This window comes from Streptomyces sp. NPDC019443 (assembly GCF_044389785.1).
Lineage (GTDB): Bacteria > Actinomycetota > Actinomycetes > Streptomycetales > Streptomycetaceae > Streptomyces.
Window position 1 is genome coordinate 20,862 of the sequence record NZ_JBIRYJ010000003.1, and the last position, 22,467, is coordinate 43,328.

The 22,467-nt window shown below is 67.7% G+C and carries 21 protein-coding genes and 1 pseudogene; 10 read left to right on the top strand and 12 right to left on the bottom strand.

Annotated elements, in window-relative coordinates; genetic code table 11:
* Positions 1–290: 290 nt before the first annotated feature.
* From ACH492_RS10550 to ACH492_RS10570, 5 genes are all read left to right on the top strand, one after another.
* Complete coding sequence (locus ACH492_RS10550; RefSeq protein ID WP_398986175.1) at positions 291–545, top strand: aspartate/glutamate racemase family protein; 255 nt, start codon at positions 291–293, stop codon at positions 543–545.
* Between the two features lie 16 nt (positions 546–561).
* The gene (locus ACH492_RS10555) at positions 562–885 is read left to right on the top strand and encodes an aspartate/glutamate racemase family protein (RefSeq protein WP_398984876.1); all 324 of its coding nucleotides are present in this window, start codon (positions 562–564) and stop codon (positions 883–885) included.
* Between the two features lie 86 nt (positions 886–971).
* The gene (locus tag ACH492_RS10560) at positions 972–1,163 is read left to right on the top strand and encodes a DUF6381 family protein (protein WP_307665469.1); all 192 of its coding nucleotides are present in this window, start codon (positions 972–974) and stop codon (positions 1,161–1,163) included.
* Between the two features lie 424 nt (positions 1,164–1,587).
* Entirely contained in the window at positions 1,588–1,791 is a 204-nt protein-coding gene (locus tag ACH492_RS10565; RefSeq protein WP_307665468.1) for a cold-shock protein, read from the top strand.
* Between the two features lie 277 nt (positions 1,792–2,068).
* Positions 2,069–2,881, top strand: a complete 813-nt coding sequence (locus ACH492_RS10570; protein WP_398984878.1) for an alpha/beta fold hydrolase — start codon at positions 2,069–2,071, stop codon at positions 2,879–2,881.
* Positions 2,882–3,149: 268 nt separating this feature from the next.
* Here the strand turns inward: ACH492_RS10570 and ACH492_RS10575 are convergent, their stop codons facing one another.
* A complete protein-coding gene (locus tag ACH492_RS10575) occupies positions 3,150–3,578 on the bottom strand; it encodes a nuclear transport factor 2 family protein (protein ID WP_398984880.1) in 429 nt (142 codons plus the stop codon).
* A gap of 220 nt (positions 3,579–3,798) precedes the next feature.
* Here ACH492_RS10575 and ACH492_RS10580 point away from each other — a divergent pair, with 220 nt between their 5' ends.
* Entirely contained in the window at positions 3,799–4,494 is a 696-nt protein-coding gene (locus tag ACH492_RS10580) for a lysostaphin resistance A-like protein (protein WP_398984882.1), read from the top strand.
* A 266-nt stretch (positions 4,495–4,760) separates the two neighbouring features.
* On the opposite strand, the gene ACH492_RS10585 is transcribed toward ACH492_RS10580, so the two are convergent.
* From ACH492_RS10585 to ACH492_RS10610, 6 genes are all read right to left on the bottom strand, one after another.
* The gene (locus ACH492_RS10585; RefSeq protein WP_398984883.1) at positions 4,761–6,293 is read right to left on the bottom strand and encodes an HD domain-containing phosphohydrolase; all 1,533 of its coding nucleotides are present in this window, start codon (positions 6,291–6,293) and stop codon (positions 4,761–4,763) included.
* A gap of 79 nt (positions 6,294–6,372) precedes the next feature.
* A complete protein-coding gene (locus ACH492_RS10590) occupies positions 6,373–7,647 on the bottom strand; it encodes an MFS transporter (RefSeq protein WP_398984885.1) in 1,275 nt (424 codons plus the stop codon).
* A gap of 385 nt (positions 7,648–8,032) precedes the next feature.
* Positions 8,033–8,926 carry a biotin-dependent carboxyltransferase family protein gene (locus tag ACH492_RS10595; RefSeq protein WP_398984887.1) on the bottom strand — a complete coding sequence of 298 codons (894 nt, stop codon included), beginning with the start codon at positions 8,924–8,926 and terminating at the stop codon, positions 8,033–8,035.
* Positions 8,923–9,597: an allophanate hydrolase subunit 1 gene (locus ACH492_RS10600; protein ID WP_398984889.1), complete on the bottom strand. Its 675-nt coding sequence runs from the start codon at positions 9,595–9,597 to the stop codon at positions 8,923–8,925. The genes ACH492_RS10595 and ACH492_RS10600 overlap by 4 nt, the downstream gene beginning before the upstream one ends.
* Positions 9,594–10,358 (bottom strand): LamB/YcsF family protein, encoded by a 765-nt coding sequence (locus ACH492_RS10605; protein ID WP_398984891.1) that lies wholly within the window; start codon positions 10,356–10,358, stop codon positions 9,594–9,596. Before ACH492_RS10605 ends, ACH492_RS10600 begins: the two co-directional genes overlap by 4 nt.
* Before the next feature lie 53 nt (positions 10,359–10,411).
* On the bottom strand, positions 10,412–11,206 hold the full coding sequence (locus ACH492_RS10610) for a putative hydro-lyase (protein ID WP_398984893.1): 795 nt from the start codon (positions 11,204–11,206) through the stop codon (positions 10,412–10,414).
* A 300-nt stretch (positions 11,207–11,506) separates the two neighbouring features.
* Between ACH492_RS10610 and ACH492_RS10615 the strand changes: the two genes are divergently transcribed.
* A complete protein-coding gene (locus ACH492_RS10615) occupies positions 11,507–12,217 on the top strand; it encodes a GntR family transcriptional regulator (protein ID WP_398984895.1) in 711 nt (236 codons plus the stop codon).
* Positions 12,218–12,255: 38 nt separating this feature from the next.
* Here ACH492_RS10615 and ACH492_RS10620 read toward each other — a convergent pair whose 3' ends face one another.
* The 4 genes from ACH492_RS10620 to ACH492_RS10635 all read right to left on the bottom strand — a co-directional run bounded on the left by ACH492_RS10620 (position 12,256) and on the right by ACH492_RS10635 (position 18,112).
* Complete coding sequence (locus tag ACH492_RS10620; protein WP_398984898.1) at positions 12,256–13,554, bottom strand: ABC transporter substrate-binding protein; 1,299 nt, start codon at positions 13,552–13,554, stop codon at positions 12,256–12,258.
* Positions 13,554–15,755 carry a nitrate- and nitrite sensing domain-containing protein gene (locus ACH492_RS10625; RefSeq protein WP_398984900.1) on the bottom strand — a complete coding sequence of 734 codons (2,202 nt, stop codon included), beginning with the start codon at positions 15,753–15,755 and terminating at the stop codon, positions 13,554–13,556. The genes ACH492_RS10620 and ACH492_RS10625 overlap by 1 nt, the downstream gene beginning before the upstream one ends.
* Before the next feature lie 364 nt (positions 15,756–16,119).
* The gene (locus ACH492_RS10630; protein WP_398984903.1) at positions 16,120–17,316 is read right to left on the bottom strand and encodes an MFS transporter; all 1,197 of its coding nucleotides are present in this window, start codon (positions 17,314–17,316) and stop codon (positions 16,120–16,122) included.
* Between the two features lie 244 nt (positions 17,317–17,560).
* A complete protein-coding gene (locus ACH492_RS10635; RefSeq protein WP_398984905.1) occupies positions 17,561–18,112 on the bottom strand; it encodes an ATP-binding protein in 552 nt (183 codons plus the stop codon).
* A 765-nt stretch (positions 18,113–18,877) separates the two neighbouring features.
* On the opposite strand from ACH492_RS10635, the gene ACH492_RS10640 reads away from it, so the two are divergent.
* From ACH492_RS10640 to ACH492_RS10650, 3 genes and pseudogenes are all read left to right on the top strand, one after another.
* Positions 18,878–20,452 carry an acyl-CoA carboxylase subunit beta gene (locus ACH492_RS10640; protein WP_398984907.1) on the top strand — a complete coding sequence of 525 codons (1,575 nt, stop codon included), beginning with the start codon at positions 18,878–18,880 and terminating at the stop codon, positions 20,450–20,452.
* A gap of 58 nt (positions 20,453–20,510) precedes the next feature.
* Entirely contained in the window at positions 20,511–20,738 is a 228-nt protein-coding gene (locus ACH492_RS10645; RefSeq protein WP_398984909.1) for an acyl-CoA carboxylase epsilon subunit, read from the top strand.
* A gap of 249 nt (positions 20,739–20,987) precedes the next feature.
* Positions 20,988–21,724: pseudogene (locus ACH492_RS10650) on the top strand (SAM-dependent methyltransferase).
* A gap of 41 nt (positions 21,725–21,765) precedes the next feature.
* Here ACH492_RS10650 and ACH492_RS10655 read toward each other — a convergent pair.
* Positions 21,766–22,404, bottom strand: coding sequence for a hypothetical protein (locus ACH492_RS10655; protein ID WP_398984911.1), 639 nt, complete (start codon positions 22,402–22,404; stop codon positions 21,766–21,768).
* Positions 22,405–22,467 lie beyond the last annotated feature (63 nt).

Below are 22,467 nucleotides of genomic sequence, written 5' to 3' on the forward strand. Positions count from 1 at the left end.
GACTACCGGCTCACACCAGCTGAGAACACGACACGCCTCTCCAAGCGGGCAGCCCCGCCCCAGTTGCCTACAACAGTTCATCGCGCTGGAAAGGGCGTTCGCCAAGGATCGTTCAGCCGCCTCGCGAGATGGCGGATCAGTGACCCACGTCCGAGTGATCAACCCCAACACCACCCAGGCCATGACGGAGAGCATCGGCCGCGCGAGCGGGCGGCTGCGGCATCGTCGACCGTGGTCACGGCCGTCAGCCCGACCATGGGGCCCGAGTCCATCGGGCCGGCGGCCACGTCATCGCCTGCTTCGGCGATCCCGGGCTCGACGCAGCGCGGGAGTTGGCGGCCGGGCCGGTGATCGGGATCGCCGAGGCAGCGATGCACACCGCTGTGCTCCTCGGACGGAGCTTCAGCATCGTAACCACCCTCTCCCGGACGATCGGACACACCCGGGACCTGGCGAGACGCTACGTCATCGCAGACGCCTGCCAAGCGGTGCACGCCTGCGGCATCCCTGTGCTCGATCTCGATGATCCGGCCTCGGCACGATGAAGATCGTGACCGAGATGTGCATGGAGGCCGTGGCCAGGGGCCGATCGACTCCATCGTGCTCGGCTGCGCGGGCATGGCACCGCTGGGCCCAGCGCTCTCCCGGCAGGTCGGAGCGCAGGTGATCGACGGCGTTGCTGCTGCCGTGAAACTCGTCGAGTCACTGGTGTCCCTGGGCCTGCGGACCAGCAAACAAGGGGAAGTACGCCGCCCCGCACCCCAAGAAGCACTCCGGCCTGCTGAGCGAGTTCACGATCTGAGCCACGCCGAGGTTCACCTGATCCTTGATCCCCTCATCGCGCTGGTCTGGAAGCCCGACAGGGCTCTCGGGCTGCGTAGATAGCGGTGGGTGACCGTTCGAGATGCGCGGGCGTGGGGGCGCTGGTTCGCTGGTGTGGCCCGCTCACCCCGTCACACCAAGGAGTGATCATGAGCGTTGCAGGCGAGTCTGGCGGTCGTGCCCAGCAGATGCGTCAGAAGGCGCAGGAGATGGAGCAGGCCGCAGAGCGTGTCACGGACCCGGAAGAGCGTCAGCGGCTGAAGGAGAAGGCCCGTCGCCTCAAGGAGCAAAGCGAGCAGGAACGCGGCATGGGCGCCGGCGACATAGACCCCATGCTGTAACAGCCCGGCCCCCAATGCACCGGCCGGTGGCTGCCCCCGCGACCCTCCAGGCGCGCGAGAGGCCACCGGCCGGTCATTTGCGTCTGTAGCAAGGGCTGGTCGGGGCAGTTGGTGGACAATGCCTGCAGCAGGTCGCCGACCTGCGGGTTGGGTGGCGCGGGCGACGTCCGGCTGGGCCTCGCCCGCCTTCGTGGCGGCCGACTCCTTGCCCGGGTGCCGGGCGCGACGGAAGAACACGAGGATGGCGATGCCGGATCCAGTTGCCCCCCGAATGCCGTTGGAGTACCAGCTGTCCGGGCGACTTGGGCGGTGCGTTCAGTGACGGAGGCCGGCTCGCGGTGGCAAGGTTCAGGAGCTGTAGCCGCGATGGGCTACGGGGCGCGGCCAAGGTCGTGCCGCGGCATGGGACAAGGGATTTGGACTGATGGCAACAGGCACTGTGAAGTGGTTCAACGCTGACAAGGGCTTCGGCTTCATCCAGCAGGACGACGGCGGCCCGGACGTGTTCGTCCACTTCTCCGCCATCCAGACCACCGGCTTCAAAGAGCTGCAGGAGGGTGACAAGGTCGAATACGACGTCACCCAGGGGCCCAAGGGACCGCAGGCAGAGCAAGTCCACCGCAGGTAGGGCGCCGTTGGCCAGCCGAGCAGCCTCGCCCTGGGCGCGCCGAGAAGCGACGTGAGAGCCTTCGCGTCAACTACCGGCGCCTCTGCCCAAAGAGTCGCAATTCCTCGGCTGGGGTGGGCCGGCATCGGGGGTTCCTCCGGGCTGAGCGGGGGGACGGGCTGCGTTGTCACGCCCGCGACCGCCCGTTTCTCCATCGTTCCAGCCGGACCGCTCTGATTTCGCAGTCGTAAGATTTACGCAGAGGTGCCGAGACGAGGCGCGCGCGGCTATGAGGGCAGTGGGCAGGCACACGGTCAGGGAAGGCCGCTTCCGGCATCGCCGGGCCGAGCTGGTCTACGACGACGTCGGCCAGGGCCCCCTCGCTGTGTACGCGCACGGCGGGTTCGTCAGTCAGTCCGCCGAGGACCGGATGGGCCTGTTCGACTGGGCGCCGGTCCTGGACGCGGGGCAGCGCCTGGTCCGCTATGACGCCCGGGCGCACGGGCGATCCACCGGCGACCCCGTGGACACCGACTACACCTATCCCTCGCTTGCCGACGATCTGCTGGCCCTGCTCGATCACCTGGGCGCCGCCGAGCCCCTCGACGCCATGGGCGCGTCGATGGGATGCGGCACCGTGCTGCACGCCGCCATCCAGGCGCCCGACCGGTTCTCCCGACTGGTCCTGCTCATCCCACCCACGGCTTGGACGACGCGGAAGGCGCATGCGCGGGACAACCGGGAATCCGCCGACACCATCGAACGAGCGGGAGTGGACGCTTGGCTCGCCGCCAGGCGGAAACAGCCTCGCCCCGCAGTCGTAGCCGACGTTCCCGAGTTCCCACCAACGCCCGCCGAGCGCGTACTGCCGTCCGTCCTGCGTGGCCTGGCGCTGTCCGACCTGCCCTCCCCCACGGCAATCGCCGCGCTGCGCCGGCCGAGCTTGATCCTGGCCTGGGTGGATGACCCGGGCCACCCCCTGTCCACCGCGGAAAGGCTGGCCCATTTGCTGCCGCACGCCGACCTGCATGTGTCCCGAACGCGCGCCGACATCCGTACATGGGGGGAACGCATCGCGGAGTACCTGAGCCGGCCCCGGCCCCGGCCGTGATCGGCAGCAGATCAGCACCCATACGGCACTTGGGCGCGATTGAGCAACGCGCTGCTGCTGCCGGTGTACACCCCTCTGTGGCGGGCGGCGGGGGACGTATCGGCCCGACGCCGGACCCCGGTGAACAGCGGGGCCGGCAGCGGCACCTGGTCCGGAGCCGAGTACCCGGCGACTGGCACGGTGGCGGCCGCGTTCGGTGCCTACGGCCGTGAACTCGGCCTCATACCCGAGGTACAAGTTCGCTGGATGACCGGCTGGTGGTGGCTGGTTACGCCATGGCGGCGACCATGGTGCGGGTGTCCGCGATGGTCTCGAAGGCGACCGGCACACCGTGCTCAAAGCGCCACACGTGGGCGAAGCGTGCCGTCATCGCCTTACCTGTCTCACGGCGTCGCCCCTGATAGTTGCCGAGCGCGATCACCACGTCCTCAACGGCAAAGAGCTCAGCCGGAGTAACCGCGAAGTCCTCCCACTCGCTGTCGAACCGGGCGAAAACGTTGGCCAGCACCGCGTGACGGCCGCGGTAGGTTCCGCCGTACGGCAACCCTGCGGTGACGACCCACTCGATCTTGTCGCTCAGCGTGCGGAGGACCGCCTCACCGTTCCCACGGCTCAGATCGGCGTACATCTGGGCCACCACCTCCCAGTTCCTCAACGCCCGGGCATCCTGCGGGCTCATCCTCACACTGGCGGTCATCTGTACTCCCATTCCTCGTTTTCCTGCGCGGCCGGCCGTCGAAGACTTGGGCGACGACAGGCCCGGGTGCAGCCAAATGATCGCCAAGGCTCGCTATGGCGGCATCGGTCGACCGACCTATCAGCGAGACGGGACTCGATGCGCCGCCTCTGGGCGCCGTGCCTGGACACGCCGGAGAAACCAGCGGTGACGGTGCCCGATCGACGATGCTGGCATCACCATGCGGATCTTCCTGGCCGTCGCCGTTCTCGTAGTCGTGAACGCGCTGAACAACCGGCTCGCACCTGAGTTGTACGTCCCCGTCTGCCTCACCGCGGCCGCGGTGCTGATTCTGATTGCTCGCTGGGACGGCATCACTTGGGCCGGCCTCGGACTCGGTAAGGCGACGTTCGGCCGCGGACTGCGGTGGGGGCTGATCCTGGCCGGGGCGGTGCTGGTCAGCTATCTCATGGCGTTGGCCGTTCCGATCACCCGCCCATTGTTCCTGGATGAGCGTGCCGACGACTTGTCCGTGGGGCAGATGCTGTTCCGGGTACTGATCCGCGTGCCGTTCGGCACCGTACTGCTCGAGGAAGTCGCGTTCCGGGGCGTCTTGTGGGCCATGGTCGAGCGGCGATGGGGCGTCAGCTGGGCAACGTCGGTCTCCTCGATCCTTTTCGGCTTCTGGCACGTGCTTCCCTCGCTGGGCATCACCAGAGCCAACAGTGCGGTCGGGGCTGTCTTCGGCCACAGCACGCTCGGCGTCGCGCTGTCTGTTGTCGCGGCCATCGTCGGCACAGCGGCCGCCGGCGTGGTCTTCTGCGAACTGCGTCGCAGATCCGGCAGCCTGCTGACACCCGCGGCGCTGCACTGGGCCCTGAACGGGGAGGGATACGTCCTCGCCTGGGGGGCAGACCGGTGGTGGAGTGCCAGTTGAAGCGCGCGACCCTTACCTTGAGACTCAACAGCAGCGGACGTGCATGGCCTCGGCGGTGTGCCAGTGCATCAGGACGTAGCTGAGCGAGAGTGAGCACTCGTACTCGCCGCGTGTCATGAGAGTGCGTGCTCACTGCAGGCCGCGACAGTTGCTGCGGGTATCCACAATCCGGCGTCTGGACGAATACCAGCCGTGAACCGAGGGCGGAACCGGAAGCGTGTCATCCGGAGGGGGCTGTGATCACTGACGGGTGGATGCTGGGTGCATCAGGGCAGCAGTCGATGCTCCATGGCGAACACTGCCACACCGGCCCGGCTGCGTCGGCCGGTCTTGTCGTAGATGTGAGCCAGGTGGTGCCCCACAGTCCGGTTCGAGATCGACAACCGTTCGCCGATCTGTCGGTTGCTCAGACCTCGGGCCGCCAGGCAGAGCACCTCCACCTCCCGCTCGGTCAGGCCCGCCGGCAGCACTCGGCTGGGCCGCGGCAGACCCGCCGCCGCAATCACGACCGCGCACGCTTCCCGATCGACTCCTCCGGTGTCGGCCTCACGCATCAGCAGATCGGCCGCGGCATCCACGGTGAACGCCTCGCGGTACGCCCGCGGCTCGGTGAGTGCGGCGAAAACGTCTGCCGCGGCCAGGATCCGGGCGGCGAAGGGGAGGCTCCTGGAGGGATCTCCGCGGTGGTAACCACCACCGTCGATCCGCTCGTGATGCGCGGACGCGGTCGGGGCCAGCGCCGCCAGCGCGGGCACCCGCTCCAGGATCCGCTGGGTCCAGTAGGTGTGCATCCGGACCCTTTCCACCTCGACCATCCCCAGCTGACCGGGCCGGTCCCAGATACTGGCCGAAACCCCGACCCGACCAAGGTCGTGCAGGAGTGCGGCACAACGCAAGTCGGTGACCGCGGCCGGATCCAGGTCCGCGAGTGCACCGGCGTCTCCGGCCAGTGTGGCGACATGCTCACTGTGCCCGAGCAGCCACCGGCTCTTCAGATCCACCACCTGGGCGAGCACCGCGCACAGCTGCGGCAGCGAACCGAACGGAACGGTGACGTGCGGCACCGGCTCGAGATCGAGCACCGCGGCGAGCGCATTCGGCTGCCCCAACGGCGCGAATGCGGCCGACGCGCCGGCGACGAAAGCCCGCGCCAGGTCCGGGTCGAGGTGGCCCCCGCAGCGCCGACGGACCTCGGCCACCGCGGCCGGTGCACCGCCCAGGGCATGCGCGAGAACCGCCTGCTCCGCAACCTGCACGATCCGTGCGGCCAGCGACAGTTGCGACCCACGGCGGCCATCGGGGATGCCGCGTCCGTCCCACCGCTCGTACACATCGTCCAGAGCCGCGACTGACTCCGGCAACAGACCCAAGCCGGCGCCAAGCGCGCGGCTGGTCTCGCAACCACTGCGCATCGCCTCCACCCCCATCGTGGGGAAGACGTCGACGAAAGTCTGAGCCAGGCGCGGACCCTCATCGCCGGCCCAGTCGCCGAAGGTACGCAACTGGGCTGCGAACACCGCCTCGTCGCCTTGGTCAAGTCGCTTCAAAGCGGCCTGGAACGCAACATCGTTACGGAAGACCTCGGCCAGTTCCGGCGCGAAAGAGGTGCATCCGACCGAACGCAGCAAGGCCGTCTCAAAGACCACCCGGCGGGTCACCGAGTCCACACCGAGCACGGCATCGGCGAACGTCGTGGCGACCGCGCACATGCGCAGACCCTTCTCGAACGACATCCCCGCGGCGAGATCGGTAGTAAGGGACAGCGCCGCCAGGACCTCAGCCACTCGGATCTTCTGCACCACCGAATCGTAACGAGCGTCAAACCTGAAACGGTCTGGGCACCGGGCGGCACCATGACCAGCATTCAAGAACGGGCACTCAGGTGAGTTCGGTGCCGCGGGTTTCGGGTAGGCCGAGGAGGGCGACGAGGGCGACGGCGTAGCCCATGACGCCGTAGATGAGAGCGCCGCCGACGCCTGCGCTGCCTGCCGCGAAGCCCACTGAGGTCGGGAAGAAGGCTCCGATGGCGCGTCCGACGTTGTAGGTGAAGCTCTGGCCGGTGCCGCGGACCGCGTTGGGGTAGAGCTCGGCCAGGTAGGAGCCGAATCCGGAGAAGATGGCGGAAGCGCAGAAGCCCAGGGGGAAGCCGAGGACCAGCAGGAGGCTGTTGGCGCCCTGGGGGATGTTGATGTAGGCCATCAGCAGGCCTCCGCTGAGAACCGCGAACAAGGCGAAGGACTTCTTGCGTCCCAGGAGGTCGACGACGTAGCCGGCGGTGAGGTAGCCGCAGAAGGCACCGGTGATGAGCACGGACAGGTAGCCCCCAGTACCGACAACGGTCAGGCCACGCTCGGTCTTGAGGTAGGTCGGCAGCCACGTGGCAATGGTGTAGTAGCCGCCCTGCACGCCGGTGGCCAGCACAGTCGCGAAGAAAGTCCTGCGCACCAGGGTGCCCCGGAAGATCGATGACAGCGGGACGCGCGCGTCCTTCTCGGCGAGCCGCTTGGTCACCTCCGGGGCATCCTCGACCTTGCGGCGCACGTAGACCACCAGCAGTGCCGGCAAGGCACCGGTCCAGAACATCACCCTCCAGGCGATGGCGGGGTCAAGATTGTCCATCACCACGGTGCTCACGATGACCGCCAGTCCCCAGCCGACGGCCCAGGAACTCTGGATGAAGGCCAGCGCGCGGCCGCGGTAGCGGCTCCTGGCGTACTCGGCGACCAGGACGGCACCGGCCGCCCACTCACCACCGAATCCAATGCCCTGAAGAGCGCGGCTCACCAGCAGCATTGGAAAGCTCGTGGCGAAGCCGCACAGGACAGTGAACAGGGCGTAGGTGCCCACGGTGATCATGAGGGTCTTGACCCGGCCGACCCGGTCGATCAGCACGCCGGCGAGGATGCCGCCGATCGCGGACATCAGCAAAGTGACCGTGGTCAGCAGCCCTGCCTGTGCCTGGGTGAGGCTGAAGTAGGCCGCGATGGCGACCATGCTCAGCGGCAGCACCTGGAAATCGTAGGAATCAAGAGCGAATCCGCCGAACGCCCCCTTGAAGGCCCGGCGCCCCTGCGGGGTGAACGACCGGTACCAGGAAAACGGACCAGCCACCTCCTCGCCGACTGCCCGAGGGCCGGTTGGAGTAGATGCCACGGTGCACCTCACAACGAAGCCGGGGAAGTGGCGTCGGGGAGTTTCCCGAGCCGCCGGCGCGGACCTTGCCCGTGCATCCCGTGACTCCAGCCTCCACGAGAACCCCAGCGACACGCATCTCTGCGGCCCCGATGTCGCATCAACGTTTTACCGCGGACGGCTCCCGTGATAACCACATCGCCTCCCCGCGCACTCCGGTCCGGATCCTGCGGGCCGGGGCGAGGTACAGGACCGGGGTGCAGCCCGGCTGAGTCGCCGGGGACGCCGGAACGACGACGTACTGGCGCAGGGAGAGGTCGCGGAAGGTGACGGGGCAGCGCGCACCCGGTGCCCGTCGGCCCGCACCGGCTTTGCCCTCAACTCCCCACTCGTACAAGGAAAATGCCTAGTTCACAGCCCTCTGCAACACGTCACGGCGGCGGGCCGGCACGAATCTGACCTGAAGGCCCGGCACCGCCTGGGCGGCCGCGGGCAGCCGGTTCTCGGGTACGACACCTATCACGGGATAGCCGCCGGTGGTGGGGCAGTCAGCAAGGAAGAGGACAGGTTTCCCATCGGGCGGCACCTGGACCGCCCCAACCACCATGCCTTCGCTGGGCATTTCAAGGTGTACAGCCCGCTCGAGAGTGGGCCCGTCCATCCGCAGCGCGATGCGGTTGCTGCTGGGAGAGACACGGAAGCGGGCGGTGGCGAGCGTGTTGACCGCGGTGGTGGTGAACCAGTCGTCCCGCGCGCCGAGCAGTACAGGAAGCACCAGTTCCTGTGGGGGCCCTTGCCACACCACCGTGTCGGCATGGAGCGGTGAGCCGACTATCTCGCCCAGGGGCAGGGTCTCCCCGCCCCTGAGCGGGGCCGGGCCGAGGCCGGAGAGCAGGTCGGTGGAGCGGCTTCCGAGGACGGGAGGTACCGCGACGCCTCCGCTGATGGCGACATAACTGCGCAAGCCGCTGGTGACTGTACCCACCTCGAGCACGGCGCCAGCCGGCAGGTGTACTGCGCCTGCCCACGCCGCCGGCCGACCGTTGACCCGCACCGGTGCCGGCGCCCCGGTCACTGCAACGATCGCGGCCTGAGTGGTGCGCACGGCCACCCCGGTCAGCGTGGTCTCCAGTGTTGCCGCGTCGGCGGGGTTGCCCACCAGTCGGTTCGCCAGTCGGTGTGCCGGCTGGTCGAGTGCCCCGGAGCGCGGCACGCCAAGGCTGGCGTGACCAAACCGGCCCAGATCCTGGATGGTGGTGAGCGCGCCGGCCCGTACGACTTCCACCTTGCCGCCGCTCATGCGATGCGCCTTTCGGCATTCGTTCCTGCTGCAGGTCCGTCAGTGCTCTCCAACCTGGGCTCCTGGGGGACGAACCGCACTCGCATGCCGGGGATCAGCAGCGCTGCGGGCTCGCGCTCCATGTCCCACAGGCGCACGTGGGTCGTTCCGATCAGTTGCCAGCCGCCGGGGGAGGCACGCGGATAGATGCCGGTGTACGGGCCTGCAAGCGCAACGGAGCCGGCGGGTACAGAGGTGCGTGGTGCGGCACGGCGCGGCACGTGGTGTTTCTCGCCGAGCGCGGTCATGTACGCGAATCCTGGGGAGAATCCGCAGAAGGCCACGCGGTGTTCGATGCTGCTGTGGATCCGTACCACGTCCCCTTCGGCGACTCCCCACAGTTCAGCGACCGCGCCGAGATCTGCCCCGTTGTAGTGCACGGGGATTTCCAGGAGGGGTCCGCTGTCGGCCGCCAGCGTGGGCACGGACCACTGGCGCAACTCCGCCTCCAGGGCGTCGACATCGGACACCCCGTACAGGAGAACGGTCTTCTCTCCGGGCACGATTTCGCGTACCGGCGCCAGTGTTCCTGCGCTACGGCGGCTCAGGAACTGAGCGTGCCAGGCCTGGGCCTCTTCAGGCGTGTCCAGGTCAACAAGCAGGGAGTCCTCCCCGACCGGCCTCAGTCTCATGCGAACGCCTCCACCCTGACTCCGGCCTCCTCCAGCGCCGCGCGTGTCTGCTTGGCCAGTTCGACCGCTCCGGGGGTATCCCCGTGCAGGCACAGGGAATGCGCTCGTATGGACACGGTTTCGCCGCCCAGCGCAGTGACGCGGCCGTCCCGCGCGAGGGCGACGGCCCTGCGGGCGACCTGTTGTGGATCGGTGATCACCGCACCGGGGGTGGCCCGGGGGGCAAGCGTCCCTGTCGCCGTGTAGGCACGGTCGACGAATGCCTCGTCGACCGCGGGGAGTCCGACACGCTGAGCCTGCACGTGCATGGCGGAGCCGGGCAGGCACAGCACTGGCAGTGTGGGGTCGGCGAGCCGGGTGCCCGCAGCCACGGCGGATGCCTGTTCCTGGTCGGACACCACGCGGTTGTACAGCGCGCCATGCGGCTTGACGTAGGACACCGTCGCTCCGGCGGCCCGGGCGAACACCTGAAGGGAACCGATCTGGTAGGTGATTTCGTCGGCGAGTTCGTCGCCCGGTACGTCCATGGCCCGGCGGCCGAACCCGGCCAGGTCCCGGTAGGAGACTTGGGCGCCGATCCTCACACCGCGCTCGGCCGCCATGTCACAGACCCGGCGCATGATGCTCGGATCGCCCGCATGAAAGCCGCAGGCGACATTCGCGCTGGTGACGACCGACAACATGGCCTCGTCGTCGGTGAGCACCCACCGTCCGTAGCCTTCTGCGAGGTCTGCATTGAGGTCGATCACGATGTCTGTCATCGCTGCCTGGTCTCCTTGGAACAGTCCGTTCGGCACGAGGTACCACCGCGCCGTCATACGAGGCGGTAGTCGGTGTCTCGGGCGTCGGTGATCAGCATGTATCCGGGTGCGTGAGTTATCGCGAATGGCGGACGCGAGGCCATCAGAGCTGCCTGCGGCGTGACGCCGCACGCCCAGAACACGGGCACATCGCCCGGCTCCGCATCCACCGGGTCACCGAAGTCCGGACACGCAAGGTCCTCGATGCCCAGAGCGCCGGGTTCCCCGACGTGTACTGGGCCTCCATGCACGGAGGGCATCAGCCCGCTCACGCGGGTCGCGGTACCGACGAGGTCGACCGGGATCTGCCGCATGGACACCACCATGTGGCCGTGCAGCCGGCCGGCCGGGCGGCACTCGCGGCTCGTTTGGTACATCGCGACGTTGCGCCCCTGGTCGACGTGGCGCATCGGTACGCCTGCGTCGGTCAACGCGGTCTCGAAGGTGAAACTGCATCCAATGAGGAAGGTGACCAGGTCGTTGCGCCAGGCATCAATGACGTCGGAGGGTTCGTCGACCAGTCGGCCGTTCTCCCAGACGCGGTAGCGGGGAACGTCGGTGCGCAGGTCTGCGCCGCCGGCCAGTGTCGTGGACCAGGACCCCGGGTCGGTGACATCCAGGACGGGACAAGGCTTGGGGTTGCGCTGGCAGAACAGGAGGACGTCATACGCCCAGTCGGCGGGGACTGCGATGAGATTGACTTGGGTGTAAGTGGCACACCACCCTGCGGTGGGAAAGCTCGCCCCGTCCCGGAACACTGCCCGCGCCTCGCCGGGGGGCAGGGCCTGCGGATCGGCGACTGTCGTCATCAGCTTTCCTCTCGTCGCACTGCCCACTGGAATTATTGCCGCGCGCGTGCAGTCGGGCGTTCGGCCGGTGGCCCGTGAACTACGTTCCGCCTCTCCCCCTGCCCTGACCTGTGACGTCTGTGCATCTTGGGGCGCGACTGTTCACGGCCACACCAGCAAATATAGAGGATCGTTGAACGATCCGACAAGGGCTCTGTTGTTTCGTGGGCAGATTTCCGGTTGACTAGACAACACAGGAGGGAAACCGCCCCTGGGAGACCGTCGGGCGCACCGTCGGCCTGTGTGAGAAGGATGGAAGCCATGACAGCCGAGGTCGACCAAGCCGCGCTCGTCAATGACCGCGCCTTGCTCGGGCGCTCCAGCACCGCCGACCGGGTCGCTGACATTTTGCGTACGCGCATCGCCGAGGGCTACCTGCCACCAGGGAGCAAGCTCTCCGAAGACACCATCGGCAACGCCCTGGGGATCTCCCGCAACACTCTCCGAGAGGCGTTTCGCCTGCTCACCCACGAGAGGCTGCTGGTCCACCAGCTCAACCGCGGCGTATTCGTCCGTATGCTCACCGTGCAGGATGTCACCGACATCTACCAGGTACGCAGACTCATCGAGTGCGCAGCGGTACGCAATCTCGGGGTACCGCCCTACGACCTGAGCCCGGCCGAGGCTGCGGTCGCCGAAGGGGAAAAGGCCGCCAAGGAAGGCGCCTGGCGCGAGCTCGGCACCGCCAACATCCACTTCCACCACGCCGTCGTGGCCCTCGCCCACAGCAAACGTCTGGACGAGCTGATGCGCGGCATCCTGGCCGAACTGCGCCTTGTCTTTCACGCCATGGATAATCCGCGCAGCTTCCATGAACCGTATTTGGCGCGCAACCGGGAGATCCTCGCCGCCCTCAAGGCAGCGGACAGGGTCAAGGCCGAGCTGCTACTGGCCGCTTACCTCGACGACGCCGAGAAACAGCTCGTCCAGAGGTACTCCGACCGCATCGCTGAAGGTGGCTCACGCCTGTAGAGCGGGCCTGCCCAGCACGGCCCCGACTGCCTGATCACTCACTGTCGCCACCGGGGTTCCTCTTGTCCGCCGGCGTCGGCCATGGGCCAATGCAGCTGTGCGCTGGCAACATCGAAGGGATAGACGAGGCGGTACCGCCCGTTCTGGATCTGCTCGACGATGCCCCGGGCTCCGATGTTCTGATGGTTGTCGTCGAACTTCACGCCGTCCCACGGCATGATCGTGTCCCGCCCTGGAACATCGATGTTCACCAGTGCTGAGCGGATATCGGCCGGTGTGCGGGACCGGGCATCATTGATCGCCTGTGCGAGGCTCATGACGGCTGTGAACGCACGGGCGGCGTCGTCGTTCATGGGGGCGTGGTAGGTCTGCTTGTAGAGGTCTGCGACAGCCCTGGCCGTGGGGTTGTGCTGGGCCAGGTCGGCCGACCAGGCGAAGCGGCTGCAGACACCCTCTGCGGCGCGCTTGTCCTTCTGGATGAAAGCCGGATCCGCATAGCCCCCTCCGAACGCTATGAGCGCGGGTGGCCGGTAGGCGAGACGGTCGAAGGAAGCTCTCAGCGCCAGAGCCTGGGGTGTGTACAGCAGGGTCAGGACGACATCGGGATCCGATCCGCTCGCCGTTTGGGCGTGGGAGGACAGGTCGGTGGACTGGGCGCTGACCTTGATGTCGGCGACGACTTTGCCGTCGATGTGGGAGGCAAGACGTTTGATCATGGCGGATCCGTCATTGCCGTACTGATCGTCGGTGTGGACGACCGTGATGCGTTTGACGGAAGTTCCCTTGCTCTGGCGTTCTTTGAGCAGGGAGAAGACCACGCGGCCGTAGCTCAGGTCGGAGGGACCGGTGCGGAAGAACCAGTCCAGTCCCCGCTCGGTCAGCGATGACGCCGAGGAACCTCCGTTCACGAAGGGGATCTTCAGTCGCTCGGAGCGTGCGCTGGCGGCCTCGGTGACGGCTGATTCGTATCCCCCGGCCATGGCGACCACATGCTTGGTGCTCACCAGCCGCGCCACTTCGGTGGCGCCACGCGATGGGGGGCCCGCAGTGTCGGCGGCCTGGAGCTTGACCTTGGCGTTGTGCAGGCGGGGAAGACCTGCTCCTGGCCCAAGCGGCAGGGGGATCGAGGGGTGATGGCCGTTGATGATGTCCACAGCCAGTTCGGCGCCCCGCTTGGTCTCGGCGCCCGCTGAGGCGGCGGGACCGGACAGCGGCGCGAGGAAGCCGATGTTCACAGTGGCGTCGGATGGCGGTACGGCCGGCTCGCCTGTGCAGGCGGAGGTGAGGAGGAGGGCGGTGCACAGCAGTAGGCCGGTGCCGGTGGCCGGTCTTGACATCAGGATTGCCCTTCTCCCGTCGGCGGGTTGCCGCGGGTGTCGCTGCTGGTGGGGTTGTGGTTGGGCTGGCTGGCGAGCGAGGCGGGTGACGGCCTTCCACTGGCGTGCAGGCCTTCGGCGAAGCGGCGGTGGTCCAGCCATTCCTGTGGGGAGCCGAAGGCCGGTTCGGCGTCGGTGGTCCGGTGTCCGCCGCGGGCAGGAGCAGCTTCGCCCACGAGTGGCAATGCGGGCACCGCCGGCGAAGCCGTCGCTCCGACCGGACTGGGGTGGGCCGGGGCCTCGCCCGCCGCGGCGGAGTCGGCAAGGACCGACCGGGTGGCATGTCCGTGACCGGGCGTGTGGTAAGGGCCGCGGCCGGCCAGCAGATCCCGGGGAATCCGTACCAGGGCCGTGGTCCCCTGACGCGGGGAGGGAATCAGGTGCACGCCAATGCCGTGTTTGGCCGCGAGGCGGCCGACGACGAACAGGCCCATGCTCTGTCCCGCTCCAGGATCGAGGGACAGGGTTGAGGCCAGGCGGTGGTTCACGGTCGCCAGGTGCTCGGCCGTCATTCCGCTGCCTTGGTCCTCGATGGAGATCACGAGGTCGGTGTGATGGCCGCGAGCCGGCCGGCACGTCACGGTGACGCGCGAGCCGGCGCCGGAGAAGACCGTGGCGTTCTCCATCAACTCGGCGAGCAGGTGCACCAGGTCGGTGACGGCGTCCGCCACGATGGCGACTTCGCCCGCAGGCCGGCAGTCGATGCGGGTGTACTGCTCCACCTCGGCGCTGGCGGCCAGCAGAATCTCCGGCAGGGGCATCGGCTGCTGCCATCTGCGCCCGGTGTCGGAGCCGGCGAGCACCAGGAGGCTTTCGTCCGTGCGCAGCATCTGAGTGGCCAGGTGATCCAGCCGGAAGAGCCGGGCCAGGTGATCGGGGTTGGCCTCGTGTTGCTCCATGTCTCCGATCTCGGTGAGCAGTTTGCTCACCAGGTGCTGATTGCGGCTGGAGAGGTGGATGAACATGCCGTTGATGTGGGCGCGGAGTGCGGCCTGGTCCTTCACCAGAGCGACGGCGGCATTCTGCACGGCGTCGAATGCCTCGGCGACCTCCCCGATCTCGTCATTGGACGCCACAGCGGTCGGTGTGGCCCGATAGTCGCCCAAGTCATCGATGTCGGCCTGCCGCAGCCGTGTGAGCGCCTCGGGCAGGTGCTGGTTGGCGACCTGAAGCGCCGAGATGCGCAGGGTCTTCAGCGGGCGGGTCATGGACCGTACGACGACGGTGACCACCCAGCCGGTCGCCAGAAATACGGCGAGCAAGCCTGCCGCTCCCGACAGCGCTGCGCTCTGCCGGGAAGCGTGCGCCTGGCCGCTGAGGGCGATGAGGCGGTCGAGGATCTGTGACTCCACCTCGCGCATAAGCGTGATTTTGTGGGTGGACACCTTCCTCCATGTCGCCGGGTCGACGTCGACGCCGGGGGCCTGTGCCTGCTCGGCAGCGCGTTCCTGGATGGCTTGAGTGGCACTGACCGATACGCCCTTGACGGTGTCGGCGTACAGGTTCTGCTGTGCCTCGTTGGCCGTGGCCAGGAAGTCGTCGACGGACTCCTGTTGGCGCGCGACCGCGCCCGCGAAGTCCGGGAACTGGCCGACGAGGAAGGTGCCGGTGGTCAGGACGCTGTTGAGGTCGGCTCGCACTCGGCTGGTGTGCTCCACGGCGCGAGAGAGCGCGTTGAGAGCCCGCGCCTGCCTGGCGGCCTTGCTGCCGCCGTTGTGTGCGGCCAGGGCCGGTCCGAGGTCCATGAGCCTGTTGATGGCGGTGGTGTAGTAGGCGAGGATCGAGCTCTGCGTCAAGTTGGCTTCGTCCACGGAAGTACGCAGCGCCGGAAGGCTGCGAAGTTCCTCCGCGGCGGAGCGAAGGGCTACATAGAGCTGGAGATCGTGGGAGGTGTCGATGTCGTCGGCGGCCTGGCGGTACAGGGCGGCGGCGGTGTCGACTTCCGCGCGCTGCCGCCGGGGATTGGCCTCGGCGCCCTTGCGCCGGCCGGCGATGAATCCGGCTGTGACGTCGCGTTCGTCCTGGAGGGCGTGGACCAGGCGGAGGGCCGGTTGCTGAAGACGGGCGAGGGCGGAGAACTGTCCATAGTCGTCTACGTCGTTGATGGTGCGGGAAAGGCTGACGGCCGTCAGGACCCCGGCCAGGAGCCCGGGGATCAGCACGACGGCTGTCAGTTTGTTCCGGACTCGCCAGTTCTTGGGCCGAGTGAGGTGGCGTACCGCTGTGAGGTCGGGCCGGAAACGGTGCCGGGGCCGTGCTCTTGGGGATCGGCGGGCTCTCGCGCGCAAGGGATGCAACCTTTCATGTGATGCTGCCGACCCGCCTGCCGGAGGTGCACGAGGAACATGCGGGTCGTCGGATCAATCGCCGACGGGCCGCCGGTCCGAACGTCGTGACCGCGCCTGTGCTGTCGCGCAGCACGATGCCGGAATGGGGACTCCGGCCATGTCGGTGGTGGCTGGTTGCTCCATCACCCAGCCACCACCGATCAGTTGGTCAGATGTGCGCCCCAGTACAGGCGCTGATTCAGGTGAGCTCGGTTCCGCGCGTCTCGGGCAGTCCCAGAAGCGCGATGAGGGCGAGTCCGTAGCCGATGGCACCGTAGATCAGCGCACCGCCGACACCTGCGGAGGAGAAGCCCACAGCGGTCGGGAAGATCGCCCCGAGCGCGCGTCCGACGTTGTAGGTGAAGCTCTGGCCGGTGCCGCGGACTGCGCTGGGGTAGAGCTCGGCCAGGTAGGAGCCGAATCCGGAGAAGATGGCGGATGCGCTGAAGCCGAGGGGGAATCCGAGGTACAGCAGCAGGGTGTTCGAGCCCGGAGGGATGTTGACGTACGCCACCAGAAGTCCTGCGCTGAGGAACGCGAAGAGCGCGAAAGCCACCTTGCGTCCCAGACGGTCGACGAGGTGACCGGCGGTGACATAGCCGCAGAAGGCGCCGGTGATGAGTACGAAGAGGTAGCCGCCGGTACCGACGACCGTCAGACCGCGCTCGGTCTTGAGGTAGGCGGGCAGCCAGGTGGCGAAGGTGTAGTACCCGCCCATCACGCCGGTGGACAGCAGCGTGGCGAAGAACGTCTTGCGGGCAAGGCCGCCCATGAAGATGGAGGACAGCGGAACGCGCGCATCCTTCTTCGCGAGCCGCTCCGTCACTCCCGGGGCGTCCTCGACGTTGCGCCGCACGTATACCAGCAGCAGCGCCGGCAGGGCTCCCGTCCAGAACAGCACACGCCAGGCGAGGTCCGGGTCGACATTGTTCATGAGCGTGGTGCCCACAATGACCGCCAGCGCCCAGCCGACCGCCCAGGAACTCTGGACCCAGGCGAGGACCCGGCCGCGGTAGCGCGGCTTGGCGTACTCGGCAACCAGGATGGCTCCGGCCGCCCATTCACCGCCGAAGCCGATTCCCTGGAATGTCCGGAAGCCCAGCAGCATCGGATAGCTCGTGGCGAAGCCGCACAGCACGGTGAACAGGGCGTAGGTGGCCACGGTGATCATGAGGGTCTTGACCCGGCCGACTCTGTCGATCAGGACACCGGCGAGGATGCCGCCGATCGCGGACGCCAGCAGGGTGACCGTGGTCAGGAGCCCGGTCTGTGCCGTGGTGAGGCTGAAGTAGGCCGTGATGGCGACCATGGCCATCGGCAGCACGAGGAAGTCGTAGGAGTCGAGGGCGTATCCGCCGAATGCGCCCCTGAAGGCTCGACGACCCTGCGGGGACATAGACCGGAACCAGGCGAAGGGGCCGGTGGTCTCGCCCCCCACTGTTGTCGGAGTGCTGGTCGGAGTGGATGTCACGGTGACCTCACGGGGGAGAAAGAAGGGGAACTGGCGTCAAGACGTTCTTCAGCGCTGCCGTCCGTGCTTCTGGCCTCTTCACGAGATCCCGACTACAGGCACATGCGGCTCGACGTGGGACCAACGTAGAGATCGTTGAACGATCCTTCAAGAGGGACGGAAGTTTTTTCTACAACTCGGCTCCATCTCGGTGAACCCGAGGCACGAAGTCGTTCGCCGCCCGGGAGCCGACAAGCTCGGCATCAATCGGCAGCACGGCCCACACCACATGGCCGTGCGGCAGGCGCCAGGCACCCCAGCTCGAGGACAGGGCCTCGACCAGGTACAGCCCCCGCCCGTCGCAGTGGATGTCGTCGCCCGCCTCACGGGGAGCCGGGACACGACTCCACCCCCGGCCGTAATCACCGACCTCGAGACGAACCGCGTCCCCGGCCGGAGTGTGGATTCGCCGCACGGTGTGCCAGACCGGGTCGTGCTCCGAGCCGTGGCAGATCGCATTGGTGAGGAGCTCGGAGACGATCAGCTCCGCATCATCGACCAGATGCGGCAGGCCCCACGCCTGCAGCCGGTCCCCAATCTGCCGGCGGGCGGACTGAGCGGATGCGGCCGTCGAAGGCAGGACCCAGGTCTCCCAGTCGGCAGTCTCGGCACCGTCAGCAGTGTCGGCGGTATCGGCACCCGGGATGACCGGCTGCGCCTGAATGGAGGTGAAAGGAGGCATTGCGCGCTCACTGGGAATGTGCGCGGACTACGCCGCGCGGCGGTCCGCCTGCGAGAAGGCTCGAAGCGGCTGGATGATGGCTGATGCCGCGGCATCGGCCGGATCACGGGACGGGAAGCCGATCCCGATCGCGAGTCGCGACCTCCGCCTTTCCAGTGCGTAGGATCGTTCTACGATCCTTTTTCTGGATTATCAGTCACTTCCACACCTGTCAACCCCTTCCTCAGCCGGCAACGAAGTTCCGCACTGCACCTCCACGGCTTCCCTGATGGCTGCTGCGCTGCGGGCATGCCAACGACCGGGGAACGGCTCCGCCACCCTCAACTCACTGCTCCACCCCAGCCCACCTGCACCAATTCCACGCAGGAGGGGCAAGCGCGACCAGAATGCCCCACCCCCGATCGGGATCGATGACCGCCCACCCCCGACCTTCAAGGCTCGCCTAGCCCGTTTCGTAATTTTTGCGTAAATAGATCCCTTTTACGGTTTGAGCGGCGCCTCATCCGATCCGTACCACTGGCGTTCGGGAAGTCTGGGGCGATGCGCCGACCAGGAGGGCACCCGCGAGCCGGACACAACCCGCGCACCACCGCATGGGCGTCCATCGGCAGCAGAGAGCTCGCACTCGAGCTCGAACGGATGAGAGGCTCCCAAGCCATTGAAGAATCGTTCAACGATTCTCTACTATGCATCCGGAGCGAGGCATCGTCGACAGGGCCAACCCCCACGTTTTCGCCACTACACGCAAGGACAGGGAGACTCCCGATGGCCGCAGTGGAGAGCGATAACTCCGCCGCAGGGCAGATCAACGCTCTGCTGCGACGGATCAACGAGGCCGTGCACGTCGTGGAGCAGCATGCCAAAGACCGGGTGAGTGCCCGCGAGCGCGTGGAGCAACTGCTCGACGAGAACTCCTTCGTCGAGCTGGACGAGATCGCCGGGCACCGCCTGAGCAACGCGCGGCTGGAGAAGATTCGCCCGTACGGGGACGGCGTGGTCACCGGCTACGGCACGGTCGGCAGCCGGCCGGTGGCCGTCTTCGCCCAGGACTGCTCGGTCTTCGGCGGCGTTCTGGGCGAAGCCGCGGGCCGGAAGATCGTCAAGGTGATGGACTTCGCGCTGAAGACGGGCTGCCCGCTCATCGGCATCAACGACGCCGGCAGGGCCCGCATCCGGGACGGCGGCAGCGCCCTGGGCGTCTACGGCGAGATCTTCCGCCGCCATGTGCACTCCTCCGGGGTGATCCCACAGATCTCGCTCATCATGGGATCGTGCGCAGGCGGTGCGGTGTACTCCCCTGCCCTGACCGACTTCACCGTGATGACCGAACGGACCTCGCACATGGTCACCACCGGGCCGGATCTCATCAAAACCGTCACCGGCCAAGACGTCGACCGTCAGGAGCTCGGTGGCGCCCGCAAGCACACCACCACCACCGGTGTCGCGCATTACATGGCGGGCGACGAGAAGGACGCCATCGAGTACGTCAAGTCACTGCTGTCCTACCTGCCCTCCAACAACCTCGAGGAACCACCGGCCTACCCGGAGCAGGCCGAACTGGAGGTCTGTGCCGAGGACTTGGAGTTGGACACGGTCATCCCGGACTCCCCCAACCAGCCCTACGACATACATCACGTCATCGGGCATGTCCTCGACGACCACGAATTCCTCGAGACACAGCCGCTGTTCGCGCCGAACATCGTCACCGGCTTCGGCCGCGTCGAGGGCCATCCGGTGGGCATCGTGGCCAGCCAGCCGATGCAGTTCGGCGGCTGTCTGGACATCGACGCCTGTGAGAAGTCCGCCCGCTTCGTGCGGACCTGCGACGCCTTCAATGTCCCCGTACTGACCTTCGTGGACGTCCCCGGCTTCCTGCCGGGCACCGACCAGGAGTACAACGGCATCATCCGGCGCGGCGCCAAGCTGATCTACGCCTACGCCGAGGCGACCGTCCCGCTCATCACCGTAATCACCCGCAAGGCATACGGCGGCGCCTACGACGTCATGGGCTCCACTCACCTGGGCGCTGACCTCAACCTGGCCTGGCCCACCGCACAGATCGCGGTGATGGGCGGCCAGAGCGCCGTCGACGTCCTCCATCCCGAAGCGCAGACCGCGGCCGAAGTCCCTGACCCAGTCTCCTTGGAGGAGAAGCGCTCGAAGGTGATGGCCGAGTACGAGGAAGCGCTCCTCAACCCCTACATCGCCGCCGAGCGAGGCGACATCGACGCCGTGATCACGCCGTCCCAGACGCGGCAGCACATCATCCGCGGCCTGCGGGCGCTGCGAACCAAGCGAGAGACGCTGCCCCCGAAGAAGCACGGCAACATCCCGCTCTAGACCAACAGCCAGCGCCGGACGTTGCCGACGCCCCTCCTCTCCCATCCAGGAGCACACCATGCCCCCCATCAAGGTGCTGTACGGGCAGCCCACCCCCGAAGAACTGGCCGCCGTCATCGCTGTGGTCCAAGCCCGCGCCGCCACCGTGGCAGCCGCCCCCGAACCACCCCGCAGACCCCCGGTCTCCGCTTGGACCGATCGCGCCGCCGCCATCGCCCTACGTCGACAGACGCTCCCCCGCCTGATCAATCTCACGACCACAACACCCGCCGAACCGACCCGCTGACTGCGCAGTCTCACACCACCCCGATATCGGCGCCGCGCCACACGCCGCGTGAGCCATCAGCTATGCCCTGGCGTTGCACAGGCTCTCGAATGACAGCAGCACCTTGCCGCCCACCACGGTCATGCCGTCCGGGCTGCCGATCCGGCACTCCCCCGAAGCCGGCCCGTGGATCGACGGTTGCCTGGGCGGCGTCCCGTCCACGGAGAGAATGCAGGTGCGTGCAACCGCGGGCACTGGCAAGCTGCGCCGGTGAACCGTGAACAGATCTCCAGACTCGCCCACGCTGATCACCCGATAAAGTCCCCGCTCGACGACGACTCGGTGCACCAACTGCTGGAACGTGCCATCCCCGGCGGCCACGAGCGCGTGCTCGACCTTGGCTGCGGCGGTGGGGAATGGCTTCTGCGTGCCCTGGCCACGCGCCCGCGCCTGCACGCCGAGGGCGTCGACATCTCCGAGGACTCACTGGCGCACGCCCGTGAGGCCGCGAGCAACCTCGGCGTCCAAGAGCGCCTCGTTCTCCACCGCCAGGAGGCAGCAGACTTCACCTCCTCGGACTCGTTCGACCTGGTACTCAGTGTCGGGGCCACGCATGCGTTCGGCGGCCTGCTTCCCACCCTCGCGGCGGCACGCAAACACCTGGCTCCCGGCGGACGCGTCCTGATCGGTGAGGGATTCTGGGACCGTGATCCCTCCCACGAGGCCGTCGAGATGCTCGGGGACTTCACCGATCTGGCGACCACCATGGACCGCGTAGTCGCCGACGGGTGGACACCCGTCTACGGGCACGTCAGCACGCGCCAAGAGCTGGACAACTACGAGTGGACCCTGTGGGGACGCTGGCCTCATGGGCACTGGATCACCCTGCCGATCCGGACAGCTCCCAGGCGCTCGCGCTGGCCACGACCCGCCGCGCCGAATGGCTGCGCGTCTACCGCGACACCTGGGGCTTCGTCTGCATGGTCCTGCGTCAGACGTCCGACTGACTGTGAGGAGCTCTACGCCCGGCGCGATCGCAATGGCACAATCAGCCGACGCACAGGACAAGCACGCAGACCTGCCCCGGTGACGTAGCTGTCGGTGCAGGGCTCGCCGTCGGCGTGTTCCCCGCGGAGTCGTCGTCGGAGGCGGACGGAGGCTTGGTCGTCTGCGGGGCCGCAGGGTCGGCGTGGGGGCCGGACACTCCGCCGGCCGGGGCCGCCACAGGTGGGGTGTGGGGCTGCGGGCTCGTCGTCGCGGTGGGGTGGGCGGTGACGGTGGTGTTCTTCGGCGGGCGCCTCGTCGGAGTAGTTGCCACGGTGCCCGTGGCGTTCCGCGGTGGGCTGGTGGTCTTGGGCGGTTTGGTACTGGTGCCGTGATCCCGCGAAACTGGGGCGTCCGCCTCCGCTGCCGACGAGCCGGTGGTGTGCGTCCGGGGCGTGGCCGAGGTTTCCGGCGCCGAGGCTGCCTGTGCGGGGTCGGTCGAAGGTCCGTCCGGCAGCCCAGCGACGGTCAGTCCACCGCCGACGAGCGCGACCGCCGACGCGACTGCGGCCCGACGCCGCTTCTTCTTCCAGATCGCCATCTGCCGACGCCGGGCCGCGCGGCCCTGCACCGCGGCAGCCGCGTGCTCGGAGCCGCTGCAGAGCCCGGCGTCCGATGCGTCCGACATCGCATCCTCGGACATGTCGGACACCTCGGTACCGATCGATGCGGCATCGGAGAAACGAGGGCCGCGGTAGGACTGCGA